This is a genomic window from Methylobacterium sp. WL119, from assembly GCF_008039875.1.
Lineage (GTDB): Bacteria > Pseudomonadota > Alphaproteobacteria > Rhizobiales > Beijerinckiaceae > Methylobacterium.
In genome coordinates this window covers 1-24,875 of sequence record NZ_VRUU01000058.1, presented here as the reverse complement: position 1 = coordinate 24,875, position 24,875 = coordinate 1, and the positions used below count along the sequence as shown (strand labels likewise).

The 24,875-nt window shown below is 72.3% G+C and carries 26 protein-coding genes and 1 pseudogene; 12 read left to right on the top strand and 15 right to left on the bottom strand.

All coding sequences use genetic code 11. The features are described 5' to 3' along the window. Positions 1-550: 550 nt before the first annotated feature. The 7 genes from FV227_RS18930 to FV227_RS18900 all read left to right on the top strand — a co-directional run bounded on the left by FV227_RS18930 (position 551) and on the right by FV227_RS18900 (position 6,815). A complete protein-coding gene (locus FV227_RS18930) occupies positions 551-1,744 on the top strand; it encodes a hydrolase (protein ID WP_147859670.1) in 1,194 nt (397 codons plus the stop codon). 154 nt (positions 1,745-1,898) lie between these two features. Then, positions 1,899-4,118, top strand: a complete 2,220-nt coding sequence (gene purL / locus FV227_RS18925) for a phosphoribosylformylglycinamidine synthase subunit PurL (protein WP_147727613.1) — start codon at positions 1,899-1,901, stop codon at positions 4,116-4,118. Positions 4,119-4,143: 25 nt separating this feature from the next. Then, entirely contained in the window at positions 4,144-4,380 is a 237-nt protein-coding gene (locus FV227_RS18920) for a BolA family transcriptional regulator (RefSeq protein ID WP_147727612.1), read from the top strand. Positions 4,381-4,403: 23 nt separating this feature from the next. Beyond that, complete coding sequence (locus tag FV227_RS18915) at positions 4,404-4,904, top strand: DUF29 family protein (RefSeq protein WP_147727611.1); 501 nt, start codon at positions 4,404-4,406, stop codon at positions 4,902-4,904. 30 nt (positions 4,905-4,934) lie between these two features. After that, positions 4,935-5,273 carry a Grx4 family monothiol glutaredoxin gene (grxD, locus tag FV227_RS18910; protein WP_147727610.1) on the top strand — a complete coding sequence of 113 codons (339 nt, stop codon included), beginning with the start codon at positions 4,935-4,937 and terminating at the stop codon, positions 5,271-5,273. A gap of 137 nt (positions 5,274-5,410) precedes the next feature. Beyond that, positions 5,411-6,310 carry an NAD(P)/FAD-dependent oxidoreductase gene (locus FV227_RS18905; protein ID WP_147727609.1) on the top strand — a complete coding sequence of 300 codons (900 nt, stop codon included), beginning with the start codon at positions 5,411-5,413 and terminating at the stop codon, positions 6,308-6,310. Positions 6,311-6,596: 286 nt separating this feature from the next. Further along, the gene (locus FV227_RS18900; RefSeq protein ID WP_147842991.1) at positions 6,597-6,815 is read left to right on the top strand and encodes a hypothetical protein; all 219 of its coding nucleotides are present in this window, start codon (positions 6,597-6,599) and stop codon (positions 6,813-6,815) included. A 19-nt stretch (positions 6,816-6,834) separates the two neighbouring features. Here FV227_RS18900 and FV227_RS18895 read toward each other — a convergent pair whose 3' ends face one another. The 3 genes from FV227_RS18895 to FV227_RS18885 form a co-directional block, all read right to left on the bottom strand. Beyond that, positions 6,835-7,647 (bottom strand): hypothetical protein, encoded by an 813-nt coding sequence (locus tag FV227_RS18895; protein WP_147727607.1) that lies wholly within the window; start codon positions 7,645-7,647, stop codon positions 6,835-6,837. A gap of 108 nt (positions 7,648-7,755) precedes the next feature. Then, on the bottom strand, positions 7,756-9,834 hold the full coding sequence (locus FV227_RS18890; protein ID WP_147727606.1) for a M3 family metallopeptidase: 2,079 nt from the start codon (positions 9,832-9,834) through the stop codon (positions 7,756-7,758). An 89-nt stretch (positions 9,835-9,923) separates the two neighbouring features. Then, positions 9,924-10,601 carry an alpha/beta fold hydrolase gene (locus FV227_RS18885; protein WP_147859669.1) on the bottom strand — a complete coding sequence of 226 codons (678 nt, stop codon included), beginning with the start codon at positions 10,599-10,601 and terminating at the stop codon, positions 9,924-9,926. Between FV227_RS18885 and FV227_RS18880 the strand changes: the two genes are divergently transcribed. Together FV227_RS18880 and FV227_RS18875 are read left to right on the top strand one after the other, a co-directional pair. After that, a complete protein-coding gene (locus FV227_RS18880) occupies positions 10,600-11,649 on the top strand; it encodes an extensin family protein (RefSeq protein WP_147859668.1) in 1,050 nt (349 codons plus the stop codon). The genes FV227_RS18885 and FV227_RS18880 overlap by 2 nt on opposite strands. A 122-nt stretch (positions 11,650-11,771) precedes the next feature. Then, positions 11,772-12,875: a L,D-transpeptidase gene (locus FV227_RS18875; RefSeq protein ID WP_147859667.1), complete on the top strand. Its 1,104-nt coding sequence runs from the start codon at positions 11,772-11,774 to the stop codon at positions 12,873-12,875. 105 nt (positions 12,876-12,980) lie between these two features. Here the strand turns inward: FV227_RS18875 and FV227_RS18870 are convergent, their stop codons facing one another. Genes FV227_RS18870 through FV227_RS18850 form a run of 5 tightly spaced genes read right to left on the bottom strand, consistent with a single transcriptional unit; the run spans position 12,981 to position 16,336 of the window. Then, the gene (locus FV227_RS18870) at positions 12,981-13,178 is read right to left on the bottom strand and encodes a DUF2283 domain-containing protein (protein ID WP_147729434.1); all 198 of its coding nucleotides are present in this window, start codon (positions 13,176-13,178) and stop codon (positions 12,981-12,983) included. After that, a complete protein-coding gene (locus FV227_RS18865) occupies positions 13,162-13,491 on the bottom strand; it encodes a DUF4258 domain-containing protein (RefSeq protein WP_246686532.1) in 330 nt (109 codons plus the stop codon). The genes FV227_RS18870 and FV227_RS18865 overlap by 17 nt, the downstream gene beginning before the upstream one ends. Positions 13,492-13,548: 57 nt before the next feature. After that, positions 13,549-14,280 carry an ABC transporter permease subunit gene (locus tag FV227_RS18860; RefSeq protein ID WP_147843566.1) on the bottom strand — a complete coding sequence of 244 codons (732 nt, stop codon included), beginning with the start codon at positions 14,278-14,280 and terminating at the stop codon, positions 13,549-13,551. Beyond that, on the bottom strand, positions 14,277-15,452 hold the full coding sequence (locus FV227_RS18855; protein ID WP_246686531.1) for a hypothetical protein: 1,176 nt from the start codon (positions 15,450-15,452) through the stop codon (positions 14,277-14,279). The genes FV227_RS18860 and FV227_RS18855 overlap by 4 nt, the downstream gene beginning before the upstream one ends. Continuing rightward, positions 15,449-16,336, bottom strand: coding sequence for a glycine betaine ABC transporter substrate-binding protein (locus FV227_RS18850; RefSeq protein WP_246686533.1), 888 nt, complete (start codon positions 16,334-16,336; stop codon positions 15,449-15,451). The genes FV227_RS18855 and FV227_RS18850 overlap by 4 nt, the downstream gene beginning before the upstream one ends. A 313-nt stretch (positions 16,337-16,649) precedes the next feature. On the opposite strand from FV227_RS18850, the gene FV227_RS18845 reads away from it, so the two are divergent. Next, positions 16,650-17,039 (top strand): response regulator, encoded by a 390-nt coding sequence (locus tag FV227_RS18845; RefSeq protein WP_147729180.1) that lies wholly within the window; start codon positions 16,650-16,652, stop codon positions 17,037-17,039. A gap of 7 nt (positions 17,040-17,046) precedes the next feature. On the opposite strand, the pseudogene FV227_RS18840 reads toward FV227_RS18845, so the two are convergent. Continuing rightward, positions 17,047-17,428, bottom strand: a pseudogene (locus FV227_RS18840) (YraN family protein). Then, positions 17,415-18,383, bottom strand: a complete 969-nt coding sequence (rsmI, locus tag FV227_RS18835; protein WP_147859666.1) for a 16S rRNA (cytidine(1402)-2'-O)-methyltransferase — start codon at positions 18,381-18,383, stop codon at positions 17,415-17,417. Before rsmI ends, FV227_RS18840 begins: the two are co-directional and overlap by 14 nt. Positions 18,384-18,578: 195 nt before the next feature. Here rsmI and FV227_RS18830 point away from each other — a divergent pair, with 195 nt between their 5' ends. Then, positions 18,579-19,829 (top strand): penicillin-binding protein activator, encoded by a 1,251-nt coding sequence (locus FV227_RS18830; protein ID WP_147859665.1) that lies wholly within the window; start codon positions 18,579-18,581, stop codon positions 19,827-19,829. A gap of 14 nt (positions 19,830-19,843) precedes the next feature. Here the strand turns inward: FV227_RS18830 and FV227_RS18825 are convergent, their stop codons facing one another. The 4 genes from FV227_RS18825 to rph all read right to left on the bottom strand — a co-directional run bounded on the left by FV227_RS18825 (position 19,844) and on the right by rph (position 22,950). Then, on the bottom strand, positions 19,844-20,149 hold the full coding sequence (locus FV227_RS18825) for an EamA family transporter (RefSeq protein ID WP_147859664.1): 306 nt from the start codon (positions 20,147-20,149) through the stop codon (positions 19,844-19,846). Between the two features lie 230 nt (positions 20,150-20,379). Then, positions 20,380-21,558: a radical SAM family heme chaperone HemW gene (gene hemW, locus FV227_RS18815; protein ID WP_147844311.1), complete on the bottom strand. Its 1,179-nt coding sequence runs from the start codon at positions 21,556-21,558 to the stop codon at positions 20,380-20,382. A gap of 49 nt (positions 21,559-21,607) precedes the next feature. Further along, a complete protein-coding gene (gene rdgB / locus FV227_RS18810) occupies positions 21,608-22,240 on the bottom strand; it encodes an RdgB/HAM1 family non-canonical purine NTP pyrophosphatase (protein ID WP_147728962.1) in 633 nt (210 codons plus the stop codon). Further along, positions 22,237-22,950, bottom strand: a complete 714-nt coding sequence (gene rph, locus FV227_RS18805) for a ribonuclease PH (RefSeq protein WP_147728963.1) — start codon at positions 22,948-22,950, stop codon at positions 22,237-22,239. Before rph ends, rdgB begins: the two co-directional genes overlap by 4 nt. A gap of 148 nt (positions 22,951-23,098) precedes the next feature. Here rph and hrcA point away from each other — a divergent pair, with 148 nt between their 5' ends. Next, positions 23,099-24,193: a heat-inducible transcriptional repressor HrcA gene (gene hrcA, locus FV227_RS18800; RefSeq protein WP_147728964.1), complete on the top strand. Its 1,095-nt coding sequence runs from the start codon at positions 23,099-23,101 to the stop codon at positions 24,191-24,193. Positions 24,194-24,379: 186 nt separating this feature from the next. On the opposite strand, the gene FV227_RS29970 is transcribed toward hrcA, so the two are convergent. Further along, positions 24,380-24,875: DUF1236 domain-containing protein (locus FV227_RS29970; protein WP_246688369.1), on the bottom strand; the 496-nt coding region annotated here is incomplete at its 5' end.

Sequence of the window (24,875 nt, the reverse complement as noted above, 5' to 3'; positions counted from 1 at the left end):
GCGCTCCTTCGACGCAGCCATCCGTGGTGGTCGAGCAAACGCAATTCCGCGCGGGAAGCGAACCTTGACCGCGAGAAGGCGTCCTACGGCATCGCCGTGGCCCACTGCCGGGTGTTTGCGGTTGAAGCAGCGGCTTTCGCGGACCGACCCAAGCCCGGTGAACTTCCTCGGTCCGGCCAACCCCCATCGGATACGTATGACCGCTTGGGTGCCATTCGACTTTTGTACAGTCTGGGATGGACGCCAAGGCAGGCGGGGCGGCGGACAATCTGCCGCCCGCGCGCTGCGGCTCGGCCTTCTCCGCTCTCAACCGTGAGCGGGCGGGGTGGCGATGTCCGCCTCGATCGATCCGTTGCCCGGAAGCGGACAGGCCGAAAGCCACCCTTTGCGGTGCCCCCCGAGTTTCTCAGCGGGTCATAACGCCGGCGTCTTTTCGCTCGTCTCCGGGGCGTGCCGTCGTGTAGGGAGCCGGCATCCTTCGACAGCAACAGCGCCGGAACGCTCCGTCATCACCCGATTCAGCGACACGCCCACCGCCGATCCGCAAGAGGTGGTCACGCGCCAGGTCTTCTACCTGCCCGGCTTCGATCCGCGCCAGCCCGAGACCTACTGGGGCCTCTTCCGTCGCGAGAGCCGGCTGACGGCCGCGCGCCGCGGGCTCGACATCGCGGTGAGCGACCCGTCGCGCAGCGCCGACCGCCTCAGCCTCGACTGGACCGTCGAATCGGGGGGCACCCGCACGCGCTACGGCCTGCTGCGCTGGGACGACATCGTGCGTGCGCGCTTCCCGCGCCCCAACTGGCGGCGCCTCCTCACGGTGCCGGCCCTGCTGTGGCGGCTCAGGCGCTCGGGCTACGAACGGCGCCTGCGCCGCGAGGGGCGCAGCTTCGCCATGGTGATCTTCGGCGTCCAGTACCTGTTCCTGGTGTTCGTGGCGTTGAGCCTCGGGCTCGCCGCGCTGCTGCCGCTGGCGCTGCCGGCCGACTGGCGGCCGTGGTCGTGGCTCGCGGTACCGGTCGCGGCCTACGCGATCCTGGCCGGGATCATGGCGATCACCCGCGGCAAGCCGTTCTACTGCGCCCACCTCGTCGACGACACTGCCTTCACCCACGACCACGCGGCCGGCCGCGAAGCCCGGATGCCCGAGCGCCTCGACGCCATGGCCGCGCGCATCGCCGCCGCCGAGGGCACCGCCGACGAGGTCGTGGTGATCGGCCATTCCTCGTCGAGCTTCCTCGGGGTCGAGGTGCTCGACCGGATCCTCTCGGCCGATCCCGCCTTCGGCACCCGCGGCACGCCGGTCTCGTTCGTGACGCTGGGCAGCGTGATCCCCTGGATCGCCCTCGACCGCCCCGCGGTGAAGTTCCGGGCGGCGCTCGCGCGCTTCGCCGCCGCCGACCAGATCCGCTGGCTCGACGTGCGCGCGCCCTGGGACTGGCTGTCGATCCACTTGCGCGATCCGCTGACCGCCTCCGACGTTCCTTCGCCCGACCGCGGGCGCCCGGCCACGCGCTACGTCCGGCTGGAGGACCTGATCGAGCATCGTCTCATCCGAGGCCGACGCTTCAACCTGTTCCAGATGCACTTCCAGCTCTTGATGTCGAGCCTGGACACGGACGGGTTCGACTACATCGCCCTGGTCTCCGGGCCGGAGCCGGTGCACGCGGCGATCGACCGCCGGTGCGGGGCGCGGCCGGCGAGCCCGTCCGAAGGCGGCGCGACGGCCGTCCCGGTCCGCGCCTGAGCGCTCCGACCCCGGGACGGGCCGGGCGGATGTGTGATCGAATGTTGCCAGGGCGGGCGCTTACCCTCTAGAGCCGTGGCGACTCCCGAGCCGGCGCCGACCTTGCCGACGGCGCCATCTCCGATCGGGACCGGATTTTCGTCGAGACCGCCGCATGTTCCGCAACGATGTCCCGATCACGCCCGAGCTCGTCCGCCAGCACGGCCTGACGCCGGACGAGTACCAACGGTTCCGCGGGTTGATCGGGCGCGATCCGACGCTGACCGAGCTCGGCATCGTCTCGGCGATGTGGAACGAGCACTGCTCGTACAAGTCGTCGCGCAAGCACCTGCGCGGATTGCCGACGACGGGGCCGTGGGTGATCCAGGGGCCGGGCGAGAACGCCGGCGTCATCGACATCGGCGACGGCCTCGCCTGCGTCTTCAAGATGGAAAGCCACAACCACCCGAGCTTCATCGAGCCCTACCAGGGCGCGGCGACCGGCGTCGGCGGCATCCTGCGCGACGTCTTCACCATGGGGGCGCGCCCGATCGCGGCCCTGAACGCCCTGCGCTTCGGCTCGCCCGACCACCCCCGCACGCGCCACCTCGTCTCGGGCGTGGTCGCCGGCATCGGCGGCTACGGCAACTCCTTCGGGGTGCCGACGGTCGGCGGCGCGGTCGGCTTCCACCCGCGCTACGACGGCAACATCCTGGTCAACGCCATGGCGGTCGGCCTCGCCAAGGCCGACGCGATCTTCTACGCGGCGGCCTCGGGCGTCGGGAACCCGATCGTCTACCTCGGCTCGAAGACCGGGCGCGACGGCATCCACGGCGCCACCATGGCGTCGGCCGAGTTCGACGCCGAGACCGAGTCGAAGCGCCCGACCGTGCAGGTCGGCGACCCCTTCGCCGAGAAGCTCCTGCTCGAGGCCTGCCTCGAGCTGATGCGCTCGGGCGCGGTCATCGCGATCCAGGACATGGGGGCTGCCGGCCTGACCTGCTCGGCCGTCGAGATGGGCGCCAAGGGGGATCTGGGCGTCGAGCTCGACATCGAGAAGGTGCCCGCCCGCGAGGCCGGCATGACCCCTTACGAGATGATGCTGTCGGAGAGCCAGGAGCGCATGCTCATGGTTCTGAAGCCCGGCATGGAGGCCGAGGCCGAGGCGATCTTCGTGAAGTGGGGCCTCGACTTCGCGGTGATCGGCAAGACCACCGACACCCTGCGCTTCGTGGTGAAGTGGCACGGCGACGTCGTCGCCGACCTGCCGATCAAGGAGCTCGGCGACGAGGCGCCGCTCTACGACCGGCCGCACATCGCCAACACGCACCTGCCCGAGATCCAGGCCGCGGACGTCGCGGCGCCGGCCTCCCTGACCGAGGCGCTGAAGCGGCTCGTCGGCTCGCCCGAGCTGTGCTCGAAGCGCTGGGTCTACGAGCAGTACGACCACTTCATCGGCGGCAACACCGTGCAGAAGCCCGGCGGCGACGCCGCGATCGTCCGCGTCGAGGACGGTCCCCGCGGGCTGGCGCTCACCGCCGACGTGACGCCGCGCTATTGCGAGGCCGACCCGGTCGAGGGCGGCCGGCAGGCGGTGGCCGAGGCGTGGCGCAACATCACCGCCGTCGGCGGGCGGCCGCTGGCGATCACCGACAACCTGAACTTCGGCAACCCCGAGAAGCCCGAGGTGATGGGCCAGCTCGTCGGCTGCCTCCAGGGCATCGGCGAGGCCTGCAAGGCGCTCGACTTCCCCGTCGTGTCCGGCAACGTCTCGCTCTACAACGAGACCAACGGCGTCGGCATCCTGCCCACGCCGACCATCGGCGGCGTCGGCGTGCTCGACGACGTCGCGCGCCACGCCACCATCGCCCTGAAGCGCGAGGGCGACGTGCTGGTGCTGGTGGGCGCCGCCGAGGGGTGGCTCGGGCAGTCGATCTACCTGTCGGTGATCGAGGGCCGCGAGGAGGGGGCGCCGCCGCCCGTCGACCTGTCGCTCGAGCGCCGCAACGGCGACTTCGTCCGCGGGCTCATCGCCTCGGGCCAGGTCGACACCGTGCACGACCTCTCCGACGGCGGCCTCGCGGTGGCGTTGGCCGAGATGGCGATGGCGGGCAGCTTCGGCGCGACGCTGCCCGAGGCGCCGGAGGGCATGCCGGCGCACGCCTACCTCTTCGGCGAGGACCAGGCGCGCTACCTCGTCGCTGTGCCGGCCGAGGCCGCGACCGACATCCTCTACGCCGCCTCGGCGCAGGGCATCGACGCGTCGGTGGTCGGCGTGGTCGAGGGCGACGGTTTGACCCTGCCGGGCGGGCAGACCATATCGGTCGCCGAGCTCCGCGACGCCCACGAAGGCTGGCTGCCGGCCTACATGGCGAGCCTTCCGGCGGCCGCCTGACACCCCCGACCCGAGGAACCGACCGATGCCGATGGACGCGCGCGAGATCGAGCGGATGATCGTCGAGGCCCTGCCCGACGCCAAGGTGGAGATCAAGGATCTCGCCGGCGACGGCGACCACTACGCCGCCACGGTGCTGTCGGCGGCGTTCAAGGGCAAGACCCGCGTTGCCCAGCACCAGATGGTCTACGGCGCGCTCCAGGGGCGGATGGGGGGCGTGCTCCACGCCCTTGCGCTGACGACGGGCGTCCCGCAGGATTAGGCCTCCGTTCCACGGTGGTGCCGATGGACCAGCCGAGCCTCTGCGACGACGACATCGTGACCTGGTCCGAGCAGCAGGCGGCGAGCCTGCGCGCCCTGGCGGCTCGGCCCGACCTCTCGAATGCGCGCGCTTGGGAGAACATCGCCGAGGAGGTCGAGGGCTTGCGACGGTCTCAGACGCAGGGCGTCGAGAGTGCCATCCTCCTCGTCCTTGTCCCGAAGTACCTTTCGGCTCCGTCCGCGCAATCGACCCGATCCTGGCGGGTCGAGGTGGTCGCCTACCAGGCGACGGCACGCCGGAACTACAAGCGCTCCATGCGACAGAGGATCGACTGGGAAGACCTCTGGACCACCGCGAAGGCGAACGCCGCCGTGTCGCTCGAGATGTACGGTGACAGCCTCGTCCCTGGGTCGCCGGCGACGATGCCTTTCGATCCGGACGAGATCGTGGCGAAGAGCTTCGATATGGATTGGGCGCTAAAGCGGTTGGCCTCGGCATTGGAAATGCCTGCCGACCATCACTAGATCTGCTGAAACGAACGAGGATCGGAACCCATGAGCGACGTCAACGCAACGATCGAGAACGAGATCAAGTCCCAGGACGTGGTCGTGTTCATGAAGGGCACGCCCACCATGCCGCAATGCGGCTTCTCGGGGCAGGTCGTTCAGATTCTCAACTACCTCGAGGTGCCGTTCAAGGGCGTGAACGTGCTGGCCGACGCCGGCATCCGCGACGGCATCAAGGCCTATTCCAACTGGCCGACCATCCCGCAGATCTACGTGAAGGGCGAGTTCGTTGGCGGCTGCGACATCACCCGCGAGATGTTCCAGTCGGGCGAGTTGCAGACCTTCCTCGCTGAGAAGGGCGTCCCGGTGAAGTCCGCCGCCGCCTGAGCCGGCCTTCGCGGACGGACGACGACGAAGGGCGCCGCGGCGCCCTTTTTCGTGGCCGCATCCGAGAAACGTTCCGCACGGATCCGGCTTGAGCCCGAGAGGGGCAACCGGAGGCGCGCCTCGGGCGCGGCGTCATCATGCACGACGTGATCATCGTGGGCGGCGGGCCGGCGGGGCTCAACGCGGCGCTCATCCTCGGGCGCTGCCGGCGCACCGTCCTGCTCCTCGACCACGGCACCCCGCGCAACGCCGCGGCTCGCCTGACCTGGGGCGTCTACACCCGGGATGGCACGCCGCCGGCCGAGCTTCGCGCCCTCGCCCGCGCCGACCTCGAGCGCTACGACACCGTCGCGCTGCGCGAGGCCGAGGTCGTGGAAGCGCGAGCGATCGACGGCGGTTTCGCGATCACGCTCGCGGACGGCAGCCGGGAGACCGCCCGCCGGCTGATCCTCGCCACCGGCCTGCACCAGGACCTGCCCGCGATCCAGGGCTTCGCGCGCTACTGGGGCACCGGCGTCCATTCCTGCCCGTATTGCGACGGCTACGAGGCACGCGACCGGCCGATCGCGGCCTACGCCCACGGCCCCGTCGCGAAGGGGTTCGCCCTGGAGCTGACGGCCTGGAGCGGCAACGTCACGCTCTGCACCGACGGCCATCCGACCGACCTCTCCGAGGACGATCGGGCGCGCCTCGCCCGAAACGGCGTGCGGCTGGTCGAGGCGCCGATCGCCCGCCTGGACGGCGACGAGGCGGGGCCGACGCATCTCGCCTTCGCGGACGGCAGCGCCCTGCCCTGCCGCGCGGTGTTCCTGATGCCGATGGGATGCCTGCCCTCGCAGCTCATCCGGCAGCTGGGCTGCGCCCTGAACGAGGCCGGCGTGGTGCCGACGCGCGATTACGAGAAAACCGACGTGCCGGGGCTCTACGTGGCCGGCGACGCCTCGCGCCGGGTGCAGTTCGCGATCGTCGCCGCCGCCGAGGGCGCCATGGCGGCCTTCGCGGTCAACACCGAGCTCCTGCGCGAGGACACCCGCTGACGTTTCCGAGAGACGCGATTAGCCGTGCATCCGCAGGGTGCATTTCGCGGGGCTGCCGACGACTTGCGAAGCCACGTCGCGCCGGATGCGTAGTCTGGAGATCTGCCGAAAGGCGAAGTCGGCGTGCGATTTCACACCATGGCCGGGGCGCTGCAATGCAATGATGAAAAAATAGTTCCGTTCTCGAAACTTTCGGAACTTGTTCAGGTTGTCCCCGTTACTCACGTGCGGCCGAGGTTTCGTCGGCCGCCGGTGCCGACGCTCCGCTGTCTCTGCAAGGCCGGTCATGCCCGTCTTCGACGCCAAAAACCTCGGGACCCAGTTCGAAGGCCAAGCCTTGCTCGCGGCGATCCTGCACCCGACGCGCATCGCGCAGACTCGCGCCCTCACCCATGGCCGCCAGCGCGCCGAGCGCGCCGCCGCCATGGCGGACCCGATGACGATCGAGCCGCGCTACCCGGTCGGCGCCGGCGTGCTGACCCAGACGCCGATCGCCTCGACCTGACGGCGTTGCGCGCCGCGTCCTACCAGGGCTGCGGCGTGACGAGGCCCTGACGCGTCACCACGACCCATTCCCGCCCGCGCCGCTCGACGGCTTCGACCCGCCCGACTCCCGGAATCGCGTCGCCGATCGCGACCTCCACCAAGCGGCGGCGGCGATCCTCCAGCATGGCGGTGCCGTCGTACACGTCGCGGACGGCCCAGGACTCGATCACCGCCGGCTTCGGCTTGGCGTCCGGGATGCTCCCGGTCTGGACCGGCTCGGGCTTCGCGACCGGAGCCGGCGGCGCGGCGGACGCGACGGTGCGCTTCTCGGCTTGGGCCGCCGCCGCCGCGAGGCGGGCGCCCTGCTCCTTCTCCGCCTGCTCGATCCGCTCGCCGAGGGCGGCGATCTTCGCCACCAGGGCGGATTCGGTCTTGCCGACCTTCTCGGTCAGCGCGGCGCTGCGGGCCTTCGCCTCGCTGCGCGCGGCGTCCGCAGCGTCCTTGAGGGCCGCGACCGACTTGTCGAGGCGATCGGAAGCGATGGCGAGGCGCGACGCCTCCGAGCGGTTGGCCTCGAGCGCCGCGTTGATCTCGGCCAGGACGACCGCCGTCCCCTGAGGCCGGGGCGTCGCCAGGATCGCGGTGCCGGCGCCGAGCACCGTGCCGACCGCGAGTGCGGCGCCCGCCAGCCCCATCGTCACCGCATCGAACCGGCGGACGGCCCTGGCAGCCGTCGGCACGGGCGCCGCCGCCTTGCTCTCGGCGGGCTTCGCGCCGGAGACCGCGGCCTTCAGCAGGGCCTCCGGCGAGGCGGCCGATTTCTCCACGGCCGAATCGATGATCGTCGTCATGGCCCTCGCCTCCGCGTCCGGCATCTCTGTCGAAAGCTTTGGTTAAGGACGTTTGTTTACCGAAGGGTTACCGCGCCGCGCGTGCCGAGGCGGCGCGGGCCTTCCCCGTCAGGCCGCCAGCCCGCGCTTGCGCAGCAACGGCTCGGTGCTCGGCAGGCGCCCGCGGAAGGCGGTGTAGGCCTCGCGCGGGTCGCGCAGGTTGCCGGCACCGTAGACGTAGGTGCGCAGGCGCGCGGCGGTCGCCGGATCGAAGATGTCGCCGGCCTCGCGGAAGGCGTCGAAGGCGTCCGCATCCAGCACCTCGGACCAGAGATAGCTGTAGTAGCCGGCCGCATAGCCGTCGCCCGAGAAGATGTGGGCGAAGTGCGGCGTGCGGTGGCGCATGTTGATCTCGGCCGGCATCGCGATGCGCTCGAGCGCGTCGGCTTCGAAGGCCCCCACGTCGAGCCCGTTCTCGCCCTCGGCCGAGAGGTGCAGCGTCATGTCGACGATCGCCGACGCGGTGTACTCGACGGTGGCGAAGCCCTGGTTGAAGGTGCGGGCGGCGAGCAGCTTCGTCAGCAGCGCCTCCGGCATCGGCTCGCCGGTGCGGTGGTGGCGGGCATGGGTCCGCAGCACCTCCGGCTGCTCCAGCCAGTGCTCGTAGAGCTGCGACGGCAGCTCGACGAAGTCGCCCGACACGGCGGTGCCGGCGAGCAGCGGGTAGGTCACGTCGGAGAGGAGGCCGTGCAGGGCGTGGCCGAACTCGTGGAAGAGGGTCCGGGCGTCGTCGAAGGACAGCAGGGCCGCCTCCCCGGCGGGCGCCTTCGCGAAGTTCATCACGTTGACGATGATCGGCTTCACGTCGCCGGTGAGCCGTTCCTGCGAGCGGAAGGCGCTCATCCAGGCGCCGCTGCGCTTCGACGGCCGTGCGAAGTAATCGCCGAGGAAGGTGCCGACCTCGGAGCCGTCGGCGTTCGCGACGCGCCAGGCGCGCACGTCCGGGTGGTAGCGCGGAACGTCCTTGAGCTCGGTGAAGCGCAGGCCGAACAGGCGGGAGGCCGTGTCGAACGAAGCGGCGATCACCGAATCGAGCGGCAGGTAGGCCTTGATCTCGCTCTCGTCGAGATCGTGCTCGGCGCGCCGCAGCTTCTCGGCGTAGTGGCGCCAGTCATGGGCCTGGAGGGCGAAGTTGCCGCCCTCGGCCTGGACGATCGCCTGGAGCCGGTCGCGCTCGGCCCCGGCCTGCCTGCGGGCCGGGGTCCAGACCTCGCGCAGCAGGCCCATCGCCGCGTCCGGGGTCGCGGCCATGGTGTCGTCGAGCTTGAAGTGGGCGAAGCTGTCGAAGCCGAGGAGCCTGGCCCGCTCGGCGCGCAAGCTGACGATCTCGCGGATGATGCCGCGGTTGTCGGTGGCCCCGCCGCCCTCGCCGCGGCGGATCCAGGCCTCGTAGGCGCGCTCGCGCAGGTCGCGCCGGGTCGAGCACACCAGGAACGGCTCGATCAGCGAGCGCGACAGGGTGATGGCGTGGCTGTGCGCGCCCCCGCGCTCTTTGGCGGCGTCGGCCGCCGAGGCGATCAGGAAGTCGGGCAGGCCGGCGCGGTCCTCCACCGCGTCGAGGGGCAGCAGGAAGCTGCTCTCGTCGGCGAGCAGGTTCTGGCTGAACTGGGTTCCGAGTTCCGACATCCGCGCCGCGATCTCGGCGACGCGGAGCTTGTCCTCGGGCCCGAGGTCGGCGCCGGAGCGGCGGAAGCGGGTGCGGTAGCGGGACAGAACCCGGCGCTCCTCGCCGCCCAGGCCTTCGGCGTCGGCGTCGACCGCCGAGATGCGCGCCCACAGGTCGGGGTTGAGGTAGATCGCGCTGCCGTGGCGCGACAGCTTCGGGCCGATCGTCCGCTCGATCGCCTGAAGCTCGGGGTTCGTGTGGCTGCCGGTGAGGTTGTAGAACACGCCGGCGACCCGATCGAGGGCGAGGCCCGCCCGCTCCATCGCCGCGACGGTGTTGGCGAAGGTGGGCGCCGCGGCCTCGCCGGCGATCGCCGCGATCTCGGCCTTGTGGGACGACAAAGCCGCCTCGAAGGCCGGCAGGTAATGCTCGGGGCGGATGCGCTCGAACGGCGGAAGCTCGGCCGGCGTGCCCCAGGCCGTCTCGGAGAAGGGGTTGTCGGCCGGAAGGTCGGCGAGCCCGGGGTTTTGCGCTGTCGTCATCTGAAAGGTCCCGATGTCGCGCGCCGTGCCCTGGCCGGCGGCGTTCCGGCCTGGGCCGTCGACGGCCGGCGATTCGACGCGCTCCCGCTTCAGATAGGCCCGAACCCACGCTTCAGGAAGGCGATACCGCGTGCCACCGCGTCGGCGTCGGTTCGCGGATCGAAGGCGTGGCCCTGGTCTTCGTAGAGATGGACGCGGCAGCTTCCGCCCGCCTCGGCCATCCGCCGGTGCAGGTCCTCGGGGTGACGCCGACCGACCAGGGCGTCGCGGGCGCCGTGCAGCGCCAGCACCGGCGGCAGTGCGAGGGGGCCGGCGCTCGGGCCGCTGCCGAGTTCCGGCGGCAGGAAGGCCGAGCGCAGCACCAACGCTGCGATCGCCTCGGGCGCCCGCGCGGCGAGCGCCAGCGCGAGGGCGCCTCCGAGCGAGCGGCCGACCAGCGCCGCCGGGCCGGGGACCTGCGCGCGCACGATCTCGAGGGCATCCCGCCATGCGCCGAAATGCCGGCTGATCCCGGAGAACCCGACCCGCGCCTCGCCGGTCCGCTCGAGATAGTGCGGCAGCAGCACCGCGAAGCCGGCTTCCGCCAAAGCTGCGGCTTCGGCGCGGACCGGACGGTCCGGGCCCGGTCCTTCCGCGTCGTGCAGCAGAATGACGGTCGCCGTGGCCGGCGCGTCCTTGCCGCGCGGCGCGAACCGCTCGATCGTGACGGGCCGTCCCTCGCACAGGATCGTGTCGCAGGTGACGGCCGGATGGGGTGGATAAGTCATGGCGTCAGGTCGGTCTCGACGGTTCGCGGCGCTCGCGCTCGCCGGCACGGCCCTGCTTGCCACGACGGCGGGACGGAACGCGAGGGCACAGGAGACGAAGCCGCATCCGCCCGAGGCGACCGTCCCCGTGCCGCCGCCCCTGCCGCCCGAGCGGCCCGCCGAGCTGAAGCCCGCGACGGCGCCGGGCGCGACGGTGACCGACCCGCCGCGCCCGCCGGAGCGCCCCGCCGCACTGACAGCGCCGGCGACACCGCCCGCGACGCCCGAGACGAAGCCCGCCGCGCCGCCCGCCGATCCGGCTGCCGTCGCGCCGCCCGCACCGAGGCCGCCGGAACGCCCGGCCGACCTCCTCCCGAACGCGTCCTCCGGCGCACCGCCGGTCCCGGCGGAGGCCAAGCCCGGCGACAAGGCCGCCGACAAGCCCGGCGAGATACCGGTGCCGCCGCCGCTCCCCCCGGAGCGCCCGGCCGAGCTGTCGGGCGAGGCGGCGCTCGCCCTCAAGGTCGCGGCGCCGGACGACACCGCCTGCCGGGTCAGGCTGAAGCGCCTCGGCGCGGCGTTCGAGCCGCTGCCGGCGATCGTCAACGGGCAGTGCGGCACGCCGCTGCCGCTGAAGGTGACGGGGCTGCCCGACGTCGCGCTTCCGCAATCGGCGACGCTGACCTGTGCGGCCGCCGAGGCGCTGGCGCGCTGGGCGACCGAGGCGCAGGTCGCGGCCGAGCGCGAACTGAAGCAGCCGCTGACCGGGATCGCGATCGGCACCTCCTACGAGTGCCGCGGGCAGAACCACGACGTCGAGGCCAAGCTCAGCGAGCACGCCTTCGCCAACGGCGTCGACGTGATGAGCTTCACCTTCGCCGGCCGTCCGCCGATCGCGGTCGGGGCGATGCCGGAGGGCTCGGCCGAGGGGCGCTTCCTCGATGCGGTGCGGGCGCGGGCCTGCGGGTTCTTCCGCACGGTGCTCGGCCCCGGCTCGAACGCCGCGCACGCCAACCACCTTCATCTCGACGAGCGCGAGCGCAACGCCGGGCACCGCCTGTGCCAGTGAGGGCGGTCGCGGAAACCTGATGCCGCCGTGCCGTTTGGCGGGGAACGCTCACGCTTCGCCGACACTTGATCGCGTGGAGCGAATCGGCTCCGGGAGCCTCGACCATGACGTGCGGATCGACGATGCGGACCGGCCTCGCGGCCGTCGTCCTGGCCTGCCTCGCGGGCCAAGGTCTTGCCGCATCGGACAAGGAGCCGGCCAAGGCGTCGGGCAAGAACGAGCCCGCGGCGCCGAGCGCGCAGGCGATCCGGGACGCGACCTTCGCCGAGCCGGCCCAGGATGCGAAGACGGATGCGAAGAAGGGCGAGGCGAAGTCTTCGGGGGCCGCGAAGGCGAACGACCGGCCCGATCCGCTGACGATCAAGGTCCAGGTGCTGCTCGACCGGGCGCGGTTCTTCCCCGGCGCCATCGACGGGCGCGACGGCGAGAACCTCCAGGGCGCGCTCTCGGCCTACGCCGTGGCGCAGGGCCTGCCTGTGACGAAGACGCTGACGAAGGACGTCTTCGACAAGCTCGCCGCCACCGGCGGCGATCCGGTGGTCGCCGACTACACCATCACCGAGGCGGATGCGGCCGGTCCCTATGTCGAGACGATCCCGCCGAAGATGGAGGCCCAGGCCGACCTGAAGGCGATGAGCTACACCAACCCGCGCGAGATGCTGGCCGAGCGCTTCCACATGAGCCGCGACCTGCTGAGCCAGCTCAACCCGGACAAGCCCCTCGACAAGGCCGGAACGGTGATCCTGGTCGCGGGCATCGCGCCGATGGGTCTCGACAAGCCCAAGGCCAAGGACCTGCCGCAGGACCCGAAGGTCGACCGCGTCGAGGTCGACAAGGGCAGCCGCGACGTGCGCGCCTTCGGCAAGGACGGCAAGCTTCTGGCCTACTATCCGGCCTCGATCGGCAGCGAGGAGAAGCCCGCGCCGAGCGGCGAGACCAAGGTGAAGGGCGTCGCCTTCGACCCGTTCTACACCTACGATCCGAAGTACCGCTTCAAGGGCGTGAAGAGCCGCAAGAAGTTCTCGATCCGCCCCGGCCCGAACAACCCGGTCGGCCTCGTCTGGATCGACCTCGCGATTCCCTCCTACGGCATCCACGGCACCCCGGAGCCGGAAAAGGTCGGCAAGACCGAGTCGCACGGCTGCATCCGGCTGACCAACTGGAACGCCCGCGACCTCGCCGCCCACGTCGCCCGCGGGGCGAAGGTGTCGTTCAAGGACGAATAGAGCCGGTTGCTCGCATGTCGTCGAGGCGACCGGCTCCGAACCGCCGTTCGGCCTCATGTCCTTCCGGCGAGCGGGCTTCCACCTCGCTTGGAAATGCTCCTGCGATCAGGCCGCCGTCAGGTGCCGGAGGTCCGCACCGGTGGACAGGTGCTCCGATGCATCGAGGATTTCGACCGCCACGATCCGACCGGCGGCATCGAAATCGAGGACTAGGCCGGGACGGACTTCCTCGCTTTCGACGACGGGGGCATCCGCGAAGCGCACGTAGAGCGCATCGGTCTTAGCGTCATACCGCGACTTCACGTGGGCGCCTCCGGCTGCGATCGAAGAATGCGGTCACGATGTGCACGCCATCTTCGGTCGGCACGTATACCACGCGCAGCATCCTGCCGTCGCGCTCCGGCACCGAGCGATAGGCCCGTCTTCGTTCCGGGTGCTTCGGGTCCGTCTCGGTGTCTTCCGGCTCTGCCACGGTGCGTTCGATCCACACGCGCTCCAGTGCTCGATCCACCAAATTGCCGAGGGCATGCGTACCGTAGGTGATCCGCACACGCCCTCCCAAAAGACCGAAGCCAATTTCGCGTGCGACGAAGCCGGTGGACGTCACGTACCTCACGTAGAGTATTTTCCTATTCAGGCCTATTGGATTCGCGCTTCGTCGTCGAAGAGGCGATCAGCGGCGAAGCAGGCCTGCCGCCGCGACCATCAGCGCGTCGCACAGGAAGGCGAGCGCCGCCGTCGCGGCGGCGCCCTGAAGCATCGGCACGGTGTTCTGGTTCTGGAGGCCGGCAACGATCGGCGTGCCGAGCGTCGCGGCGCCGGCCAGCGCGCCGACCGCGGCGGTCGCCACGGCGAGGACGAGGGCCGTGCGCAAGGTCTCGACGATGGCGGGCGCGGCCAGCGGCAGCTCGATCCGCGTCAGGGTCTGACGGGCGGTGAGCCCGAGCGCTTTGGCGGCCTCGCGCGTCTCCGCCGGCACCGCCTCGAGGGCGCCGACCGTGCCGCGGAGCGTCGGCATGATGCCGTAGAGCACCAGGGCCAGCAGGGTCGGCGGGCCGCCGAAGCCGAGCACCGGCAGGGCGAGCGCGACCACGACCACCGGCGGCACCGCCTGCGCCGCGGCGGCCAGCGTATCGATCCCGCCCCGGACCGAGGCCGCGCCGGGGCGGGTCGCGAGGATCCCGAGGCCGATTCCCGTGATCGCGACGAGGACGAGGCCGGTCCCGGCGAGGATCAGGTGGTGCAGGGCGAGCGCACCGAGATGGTCGAGCGGCAGCGCCCGCCGCGGCGTCTCGCCGAGCGCCGAGACGATCGCCGCGGCGACGGTCGGATGACTGAAGCACGCGAGCACGAGGCCGGCGGCGCCGGCTCCGAGGGCCGGGCGCAGGGCACGCAGCCGGGTCATGCCGGCGTCCCGCGCCAGCGATCCTCGGCGAGGCTCAAGGTCCGCTCGACGACGAGCGAGAGCGCGACGATCGGGATCGCGCCGAGCAGGATCAGGTCCGGGGCGAACTGCGCCATGCCGTCGAAGACGATGCCGCCGAGGCCGCCGGCCCCGACCAGCGCCCCGAGGGTCGCGAGCCCGATCCCCTGGACGCAGGCGACGCGCAGCGCCCCGAGCAGGATGCCGGCGCCGATCGGCAGGCGCACCTGGAACAGGATCGTTCGTGGGGGCAGGCCGAGGGCCTCGGCCGCGTCGAGGGTCGCCGGGTCCGGCGCTGCGAGCGCCAGGGCGAGGCCGCGCCACAGCGGGAGCAGCAGATAGGCGGCGATGCCGATCACCGCCGGCACGGGGCCGAGGGCACCGAGGCCGGCCTCGCGGAGCGCCGGGACCGCCCGCAGCAGGCCCGAGGCGACGGCGACCAGAGCGCCGAGCAGGGCCACGGCCGGCACCACCTGGATGCCGCCGACCAGCACCTCGACGAGGCCCTGCCCGCGTCGCCACAGCGACAGCAGCACGGCACCGCCGACCGCCAGCAGCACCGCGCTTCCCGAAAGCAGCAGATGCCGCACCAGGGCTTCGCCGACCGCGTCCTTGCGCGCCGCGAACTCGATGGCGAGCGACAGGCTCCCGAGCGTCCCGGTCGAGCCGGCCAGCGCGACGAAGCCCAGGAACGCGGCCGCGAGCGCGCCCCCGAGCCCGGGGACGGCCATGCGGCGGGCGAGGTGGGCGAGCCCGCCCGCGAGCAGCAGCAGCGCCGTCCAGGCACCGGAGGCGAGGCCGGCGCGGGCGGCCGGCGGCTCGCCAGCGAGAAGGTCCCCGGCCGTGCTGCCCAGCGCCAGCATCAGCAGCGCGAGGGCCAGGGCGAGGAGCACGGTGGCGGCGCCGACGCCGATCCGCGTCCGCCCGATCCGGGCGAGCAGCACCGCGCCCAGCACGAGCCCGGCCACCGCCTCGATCTCCGGCCCGAATCCGGGCAGGGCCCCGAGGCCGTCCAGCGCGTAGACAGGCTCGCCGACGACGAGGCGGTTCTTCGCGATGCGCACCAGCGGCAGGCCGTAGACCGCACCGAGGAAGGCGGCGGCGAACAGCGGCGGGCCGATGCCCCCGCGTCGATCCTCCGTTGCGGGCGTCAAGCGATGAAGCCGGCGTCGCGCAGGAACGTCCGTGCCACCGTCTCGGCGACCTGGCCCTCGACGGTGATGCGGGCGTTGAGCCGGCGGAGCGTATGGGCATCGAGGCGCGCGAACACCGGATCGAGCTTCTCGCGGATGCGCGGGTGGCGCGCCAGGGTGTCGGCGCGGATCACCGGGGCGACCTCGTAGACGATCTGCGCGCCCTTCGGATCGCTCATCACGGTCAGGGCGAGGGCGTCGAGCGCCCCGTCGGTGCCGTAGACCATGCCGGCGTTGACGCCGCTGATGCCCTGCGCCGCCGCCCGCGCGGTCACCGCCGTGTCGCCGCCGGGCAGGCTGATGATGCGGTTCATCGGCAGCGAGAACCCGTAGGCCGCCTCGAAGGACGGCAGGGCCGCCGGGCTCTCGACGAACTCGGTCGAGGCCGCGAGCAGGATCAACCCGCGCCGCACGGCCCCGGCGAAATCCGCCATGGTGGCGAGCCCTTCGCGCCGGGCGAGGCTGCCCCGCACCGCGATCAGCCAGGTGTTGTTGGCCGGCGCCCGCCCGAGCCAGACTAGGCCCTTGGCCCGATCCGCCGCCGCGATCGCGGCGTAGGCGCCGTCGGCCCGCTTCCAGACCGGATCGCCCTCGGTGCCGGTGAAGAAGGCGCCGTTGCCGGTGTATTCGGGATAAAGGTCGACATCGCCCGACATCAGGGCCGAGCGCACGATCAGCGTCGGCCCGAGGCCGAGGCGGCGCTGCACCGGGATGCCGAGATCCTCCAGGCACAGGGCGATCATGCTGCCGGTGAGCGTGCCCTCGGTGTCGCTCTTCGAGGCGACCACCACCGCGCCCTGCCCGCGCGCGGGCGCCGCCGCGATGGCGGCGCCGAAGCCGACCAGCACGGCGCGGCGGTCGCAGATCGGAACGGGGCGACCCCTCACAGGAAAAATCCGGTCGTGTCAGGAAAAGATCGGCCCATTGCGGGTTCTGCCCTCACGCGGACCGTGCCACACCCTATCGCGAAATGTATCGCCGTGTAACATTGCCGACGGAACAGCCCGCGCCGGACGCTTGACACAACCGGCGTTCCGGGCGACCCCTCAGCCGCCCGGTGTACCCGCTTGGTTCTCCTGGCGCGACGATCGGATCCGACCAGCCATCATGGCGACGTTCCGTTGAAGCGGAGCGGATCGACAAGGAAGACACCTCGGCGTGAGCGCGGAACCGAACGACGACGTTCTCCAGGGTAAGCGGGTGCTCGTCGTCGAGGACGAAGCCGCGATCTCGATGCTGCTTGAAGACATGCTGCTCGATTTCGGCTGCACCGTGGTCGGCCCGGCCGCACGCCTCTCGACCGCCCTGGAGATGGCCGAGGGCGAGACCTTCGAGGTCGCGATCCTCGACGTGAACGTCGCCGGCGAGCCGATCTACCCGGTCGCCGAGGCGATCGCGAAGCGCGACCTGCCGCTGATCTTCTCGACCGGCTACGGCGGCGCCGGCATCCGCGAGCCGTTCCGCGATCGCCCGGTGGTGCAGAAGCCGTTCAGCCAGGCCGACCTCAAGCGCACACTCATCGGCGCGATCAGCGCCGCGCGCGCCTGACCGTCCGCTACAGGCCCTCGATCGGGAACGCGTCGACGGAGGTGGACCGGCCAGCCGCGTCCGCCGATGAAGACCGCGTCCGCCCGCAGGGTCAGGCTCCCGGCGAACGGATGCCGCGCGATCCAGCTCCGCACCGCGCGCGAGAAGCGTTGTCGCTTGACCCGGCCGATCGCGCCCTGCGCCTCGATCAGCGTCGCGCGCGCCTTGACCTCGACGAAGGCGATGGTGCCGCCGCGGCGCACGATCAGGTCGATCTCGCCGCCCGACGCGCTCACCCGCATCGCTAAGGGGCGATAGCCCTTCAGCATCAGCGCGCCGAGCGCCAGCCATTCGGCCCGGCGCCCGCGGCGTTCGGTCGCCTTCCGGCGGGCGGCATCAGGCGTCCGCATCGGTCTCGCGAGCCAGCACTAGCGCACGGTTGTAGACGGCGCGGCGCGGCTGCCCGGTCTCGTCGGCAACGAGGCTTGCGGCATCCTTGATCGAGTGCCGCGCGAGCGCGACGCGCAGGGCCGCGTCGAGGCCGGCATCGGCCTCCTCCGGGGTGGCCTCGTCCGGCGCGGTCCCGATCACCACCACGACCTCGCCCTTCGGGGCGCCCTCCTCCGCGAAGGTATCGTTGAGGCTGGCCAGGGTGCCGCGGCGGATCGTCTCGAACATCTTCGTCAGCTCGCGCGCCACGGCCGCGGGACGGGCGCCGCCGAGGACCTCCGCCGCGTCCGCCAGCATCTCCGGCAGGCGGTGGGGCGATTCGAACAGGACCAGCGTGCCGGGCACGGTCGCCAGCGCCGAGAGCCGGTTGCGGCGGGCGCCGGCCTTCTGCGGCAGGAAACCCTCGAAGAAGAACCGGTCGGTCGGCAGGCCGGCGGCGACGATCGCCGTCATCACCGCTGACGGGCCGGGAATCGGCGTGATGCAGATCCCCGCCTCGATCGCCGCCTGGACCAGCTTGAACCCGGGATCGGAGACCAGCGGCGTGCCGGCATCCGACACCAGCGCCAGCGCCTCGCCGTCCAGCATCCGCCGCACCATGCGCTCGCGGACGGCGGCGTTCGAATGCTCGTGGTAGGCGACGAGCGGCGTGGTGATGCCGTAGTGCATCAGCAGCGTCCGGGTGACGCGGGTGTCCTCGGCGAGCACCGCGTCGGCGGCGGCCAGCGTCGCGAGCGCCCGGATCGTGACGTCGCGCAGGTTGCCGATCGGCGTCGCCACCACGTGCAGGCCCGGCGCGAGCGGCTCCGCTTCCGTCGCCAGCCCGAAGGCGGTGAAGGTCGCAACCTTGGTCGCGGTGGATTTGGCCGGCCCGTCCCTGCGGGGGCGGCGTGCGGGCTCGATTCGCTGTGTCATCGCGCGGACCTTGCCACGCCAAGCCGCCGAGCGGAATTTGCTCGCGGCCGCCGAACCGCCGCGAACCCCCGCTGATTCGTGTTTTCCGGGGGCGCGCGCGATCCTGCGACATCGGCGCGTTTACTTTTCGGGTCCACGCTTTAAGCCAGAGCCACGATCCCGCGTGGACGATCTTTACGGGAAGGAAGTTTCGCGATGGCGCGATGTGTCCCGCCCCGCGCCCTCCGGGCCGGCGCCGCCCTCGCCGTGATCCTCGCCCTTGCCGGCTGCATCGGCGTTCCGGACCGGGCGCGTTCCGTCCGCGCCGCGCCGCCGCCGCGGGCCGAACTCGCTCCCGACCTCGCACCGCCCGCCGACGCCGTTCCCGGCTCGACGCCGGCCGCCGCCTCGGCGCCGGGCCGGATCGGCACCGGTTCGGTCAAGGTCGCCCTCGTCGTGCCGCTCTCGGGCCAGGGGGCCAATCTCGGGGCGGCGATGCGCAACGCGGCCGAGCTCGCGATCGAGGAATACCAGCAGCCCGACCTCCAGATCCTGGTGCGCGACGACCGCGGTTCGCCGGACGGCGCCCGCGAGGCGACGAGCGCCGCCATCGCCGAGGGCGCCGAGCTGGTGCTCGGCCCGCTCTTCGCCGCCAACGTCGCGGCCGCCTCGGCGACGGCGCGCGCCGCGGGCAAGCCGGTGATCGCGTTCTCGACCGATGCGAGCGTCGCCGGCCCCGGCACCTACCTGCTGAGCTTCCTCCCGCAGGCCGAGGTCGACCGGATCGTCGACGAGTCGGTCGCGGGCGGGCGCCGCTCCTTCGCCGCGCTGATCCCCGAGAACGCCTACGGCAACGCCGTCGAGGCGCAGTTCCGCGAAGCGGTGGCGCGCAAGGGCGCCCGTCTCGTCGGCATCGAGCGCTACGCCCCCGGCGCGCCGGAGCCGGCGATCGCGCGCCTCGGCGGCCTGATCACCGGACCGGGCGCGCAGGCCGACACCCTGTTCCTGCCCGAGACCGCCGATGGGCTGCCGAATGTGGCGGCCGCGCTCACCAAGGCCGGCTTCGCGCCGTCCCGCGTCCGGCCGATCGGCACCGCGGTCTGGAACGAGCCGCGGCTCTTCGCGCTGCCGGCCCTGCAGGGCGGCCGCTTCGCCGCACCGGACACCGGCGGATTCGGCAACTTCGCCGGGCGTTACCAGGCGCGGTTCGGCACGAGCCCGCCGCGGGTCGCCTCGCTGGCCTACGACGCGGTCTCGCTCAGTGCGGCGCTCGCGCGGCAATACGGGACCCAGCGCTTCGCCGACGCGACCCTGACCAAGAGCGCCGGGTTCGCCGGCGTCGACGGCACCTTCCGCTTCCGCGCCGACGGCCTGAGCGACCGGGCGCTCGCCGTCCACGAGATCCGCAACAACGCGTCGAGCGTGGTCAGCCCGGCGCCCCGCGCCCTGGCCAAACCCGGCACCTGAGCCTCCGCCGCGCGTCAGCCGTGGCCGATCATCGCCGCGCCGGCCGCGACGACCGTGCAGGCGGCGATGCGGCCGGCGGTCAGGCGCTCCGCCAGGAAGGCGCGGCCGAGTAGCGCGGCGAAGACCACGCTGGTCTCGCGCAGGGCCGAGACCAGCCCCATCGCCCCGAGCCGCATCGCCCAGATCACCGCCGCGTAGGCCAGCAGCGAGGCGGCGCCCCCGCCGACGGCGCGCGCGACCGCGGCGGGCCGCCCGCCGAGGGCCGCCGATCCGCGCGTCAGCAGGAGCCAGAGCGGAGACGCGCGGTGGAAGGTGACCATCGCCGCGGTGTCGAAGACCTGGCAGCTCGACCGCGACGGTGATGAGGAGCCCGAGCCCGCCGACTGTGAAGTTCATCACGCTGATTGGTCCAGAGCCGGTCGGCGCCGCCGCGCAGCAGCGTGTTCCACCCGGCATGCAGCAGCGGCGCGAGCAGCACGAGGACGATGACGGCCGGTGTCATCGCCGGCTCACGGATCGGCTTTCGACGCGCGCGCGGAGGCGTACGGCATCACGCCGCGAGGCTCGCGACCACGGCGTTGAGCACCGGAGCGCCGCGCGCGGTCGCGGCGATGCGGCCGCCGTCGAGCCGCGCCACGAGGCCGTCGCCGATCAGCGCCGCGACCCGCGACCCGTCGAGCGGGCGGCCCTTCAGCGCGGCATAGCGCGCCGGGTCGATGCCCTCGGACAAGCGCAGGCCCATCATCAGGAACTCGTCGCCCTGGTCGGCGCCGGCGATCGTCTCGGTCTCGGCGATGCCGTGGCCGTCGCGCTCGACGCGGGCGAGCCAGGCCTCCGGCGCCTTCTCGGTGACGGTGCCGAGGCGGCCGGCCTCCGTCACGAGGCGGCCATGCGCGCCGGGGCCGATGCCGGCATATTCGCCGTAGCGCCAGTACAGCAGGTTGTGGCGCGACTGCGCGCCGGCACGCGCGTGGTTCGAGATCTCGTAGGCCGGCAGGCCCGCCCGGTCGCAGACCTCCTGAGTCACGTCGTAGAGCGCGCGGGCGGTCTCGTCGTCGGGCGGCACCAGCCGGCCGGCGGCGGCGAGCCCGTAGAACGGCGTGCCGGGCTCGATGGTGAGCTGGTAGAGCGAGAGGTGCTCGGCCGCCCGGCCGATCGCCTCGGTGAGCTCGCGCCGCCACGCCGCGGCGGTCTGGTTCGGGCGCGCGTAGATCAGGTCGAACGAGCTGCGGTCGAACGCGCCCTGCGCGACCCGGATCGCGGCGAAGGCCTCCTCGGCGCTGTGCAGCCGCCCGAGGCTCTTGAGCGAAGCGTCGTCGAAGGCCTGGACGCCGAGGGAGACGCGGTTGACCCCGGCCGTGCGGTAGCCCCGGAAGCGCCCGGCCTCGACGCTGGTCGGGTTGGCCTCCAACGTGATCTCGGCGCCGGGCTCGACGCCCCAGGCTGCGGCGATGGCATCGAGGATGCCGGCGACCGTCGCGGGCTGCATCAGCGAGGGCGTGCCGCCGCCGAGGAAGATGCTCGAGACGGTGCGGCCGGGGGTGCGCCCCGCCACGTGCGCGATCTCGGCGCGGAAGGCCGCGAGGTAGCGCGCCTCGTCCACCGGCGCGTGGCGGACATGGCTGTTGAAGTCGCAATACGGGCACTTCGAGGCGCAGAAGGGCCAATGCACGTAGACGCCGAAGCCCGCATCGCGGGTCGGGTGGTCCGGGCCTGAACGGTCGGTCATCGCACGCGATGTGCTCGCGTGCGCGCCGTTTGGCAATCGCCCGATCCGTTCAGCCCGGCCGGCGCAGGCATGCGGCGGCGAGCTTCACGAAGGCACGGGCCCGGTGCGAGAGGGCGTCGCCGGTCTGCCAGTCGACCCCGTGCTTCTCCTCCGACGCGATCTCGCCGAAGGTGCGGTCGAAGCCGTCGGGCCGGAACATCGGGTCGTAGCCGAAGCCGGCCGTGCCGCGCGGCTCGACGAGGTCGCCGAAGACGCGGCCCTCGAACAGCTCGGTGTGGCCGTCGGGCCATGCCAGCACCAGGGCCGAGACGAAGTGCGCCCTCCGGTCGCTCGCCCCGCGCAGGTCCAGCTCCGCGAAGATCCGCGCCATCGCGCCGGAAAAGTCCTTGGACGCGCCGGCCCAGCGGGCGGAGAACAGCCCGGGCGCCCCATCGAGCGCATCGACGCACAGGCCCGAATCGTCGGCGAAGGCCGGCAGGCCCGCGGCGTTGGCGGCTGCGACCGCCTTGATCGCGGCGTTCTCGGAAAACATCGTGCCGGTCTCGTCGGGTTCCGCGAGCCCGAGCTCGCCGGCCGAGACCGCCTCGACGCCGAAGGGCGCGAGCAGCTCGCGCATTTCCACCAGCTTGCCGGCATTGTGGGTCGCGATCACGACCCGGCCCGAGAGGATGCGGTGGCTCATGCAATCGCCTGCTTCTGGAGGGCGACGAGGTCGGCGACGCCGCCTTTGGCGAGCCGGAGCAGCGCGAGCAGCTCGTCCTCCGAGAACGGCTTGCCCTCGGCGGTGCCCTGAACCTCGACGAGGCCGCCGGTGCCGGTGATGACGAAGTTGGCGTCGGTCTCGGCGCCCGAATCCTCGGCGTAGTCGAGGTCGAGCACGGCGGCGCCCTTGACGATGCCGCAGGAGATGGCGGCGACGTGGTCGCGCAGCGGGTCGACCGAGATCATCGAGCGGGCGCGCATCCAGGCGAAGCACTCGTGCAGCGCGACCCAGGCGCCGGTGATCGATGCCGTGCGGGTGCCGCCGTCGGCCTGGATCACGTCGCAGTCGACGGTGATCTGCTTCTCGCCCATCGCCGGCAGGTTGGTGACGGCGCGCAGCGATCGCCCGATCAGCCGCTGGATCTCCTGCGTCCGGCCCGAGGGCTTGCCGGAATTGACCTCGCGGCGGGTGCGCTCGTGCGTGGCGCGCGGCAGCATGGCGTACTCCGCCGTGATCCAGCCCTTGCCCGAGCCGCGCAGCCAGTGCGGCCCGCGCTCCTCCAGCGAGGCGGTGCACAGGACCCGGGTCTCGCCGAAGGTCACGAGGCAGGAGCCCTCCGCGTAGCGGGCGACCGAGCGCTCGAGCGTGACCTTGCGCAACTCGTCGGCCGCGCGCTTCGAAGGCCGCATGCGGCGTTCTCCTGATTCCCGAATTCGAGCGGGGTGCTTAGGCTGCGCCGCCACACGCGGCAACCCGAAGCGCCCGAGCGCCGTATGAGAAGCCCATGGATTGATCCGCAGGCTTTAGCGGGACACAATCATCGGCCAGGAACCGCGCGTGACCGAGTTTTCCCGACCCTTCTCCCAACCGCCGCAGGCGCAGGCCCTCGCCGCGCTGAACGAGCGTGCCCGCGAGATCTTCCGGCAGATCGTCGAGGGCTATCTCTCCACCGGCGAGCCGATGGGATCGCGCAACCTCGCGCGCATCCTGCCCATGACCCTGTCGCCGGCCTCGATCCGCAACGTGATGTCCGACCTGGAGCAGTCCGGGCTGATCTTCGCGCCGCACACCTCCGCCGGGCGCCTGCCGACCGAGCTGGGCCTGCGCTTCTTCGTAGACGCGATGCTCGAGCTCGGCGATGTCGGCCGCGAGGAGCAGGAGCGGATCGAGGCGCAGATGCGGGCGGCGGCCTCGCGGCACACCTTCGATTCGGCGCTGGCCGAGGCGTCGAGCCTGCTCTCGGGCATCTCGCGCGGAGCCGGCGTGGTGCTGACGACCAAGACCAACGTGCAGCTCAAGCACATCGAGTTCGTGCGGCTCGATCCGGCACGCGCCCTGGTGGTGCTCGTCTCCGACGATGGCTCGGTCGAGAACCGCCTGCTCGACCTGCCGCCGGGCCTGCCGGCGAGCGCGCTGCAGGAGGCGTCGAACTACCTCAACGCCCGCCTGCACGGCCGCACCCTCGGCGGCCTGCGCGCCGAGATCGAGGCGGGCCGCCAGGCGATGAAGCGCGAGCTCGACGCGATCACCGAGCGCCTGGTCGATGCGGGCCTCGCCGTGTCCGTCGGCCCGAGCGAGGCCCGCCAGCTCATCGTGCGCGGGCAGGCCAACCTGCTCGACGACCTCCGCGCGATCGAGGACCTCGAACGGATGCGGCTGCTGTTCTCGGACCTCGAGACGCAGAAGGACGTGATCGACCTGCTCGCCCGCGCCGAGGGTGGCGACGGGGTGCGGATCTTCATCGGCTCGGAGAACAAGCTGTTCTCGCTCTCCGGCTCGTCGCTGATCGCGGCGCCGTTCCGCGACGGCTCGCAGACCATCGTCGGCGTCGTCGGCGTGATCGGCCCGACGCGCCTGAACTACGCCCGCATCGTGCCGATGGTCGACTACACGGCGCGGGTCGTCTCGCGGATGCTCGACCGCGGGACGTAGGGCCGGGGCCGCTCGCCCGATGCGCCGCCGCGCCCCTCGGTTGGCGCGGGATGTCGGCCCGCGAAGCACATCGGGAGAGGGGGAGCGCCGTATCCGGACGACGCACCCGCCTCTCCCGACCCTTGCCGCCACGAGGCCCACCCTCCCCCGCAGAGGAGGGAGGGCAGGCCGGCGCGGGTTTTCGCCTCAGCCGCGGATCACGTCCACGATCTGGTAGGTGTCCGGATCGACGATGACGATGTCGTCGTCCACGAGGACGTAGCTGTAATCCTCGTATTCCGGTGCCAGCTCGACGATCGCCGGCGGGAGGCGGTGCAGTTCATAGCTGCGGGCGATCGCCGTGCCGACGGTGAGCGCGAAGGCGCCGGCCGCCAGGCGCGGCACGCCGCTGCGGAACAGGTCCTGGCGGAACCGGGTGCGCTCGGCGCCGCCGAGACGCCCATAGGCGCCGCGGGCCTCGCCGCCGCCGCGCGGACCGCGGGCGCCGCGATCCGGACGACCGTCGCGGTCGCCGCGGGCACCGGGGCCGTCGCGATCGCCCCGGCCGTCACGGGCGCCGGGACCATCACGGTCGCCGCGTCCGTCGCGCGCCGCCGGACCGTCGCGATCCCCGCGGGGGCCGCCGGTCTCGTTGCGCCCGGGGCCGCCGCGCTCGTCGCGGGCGCCGGGCTTGCCGCCGGGG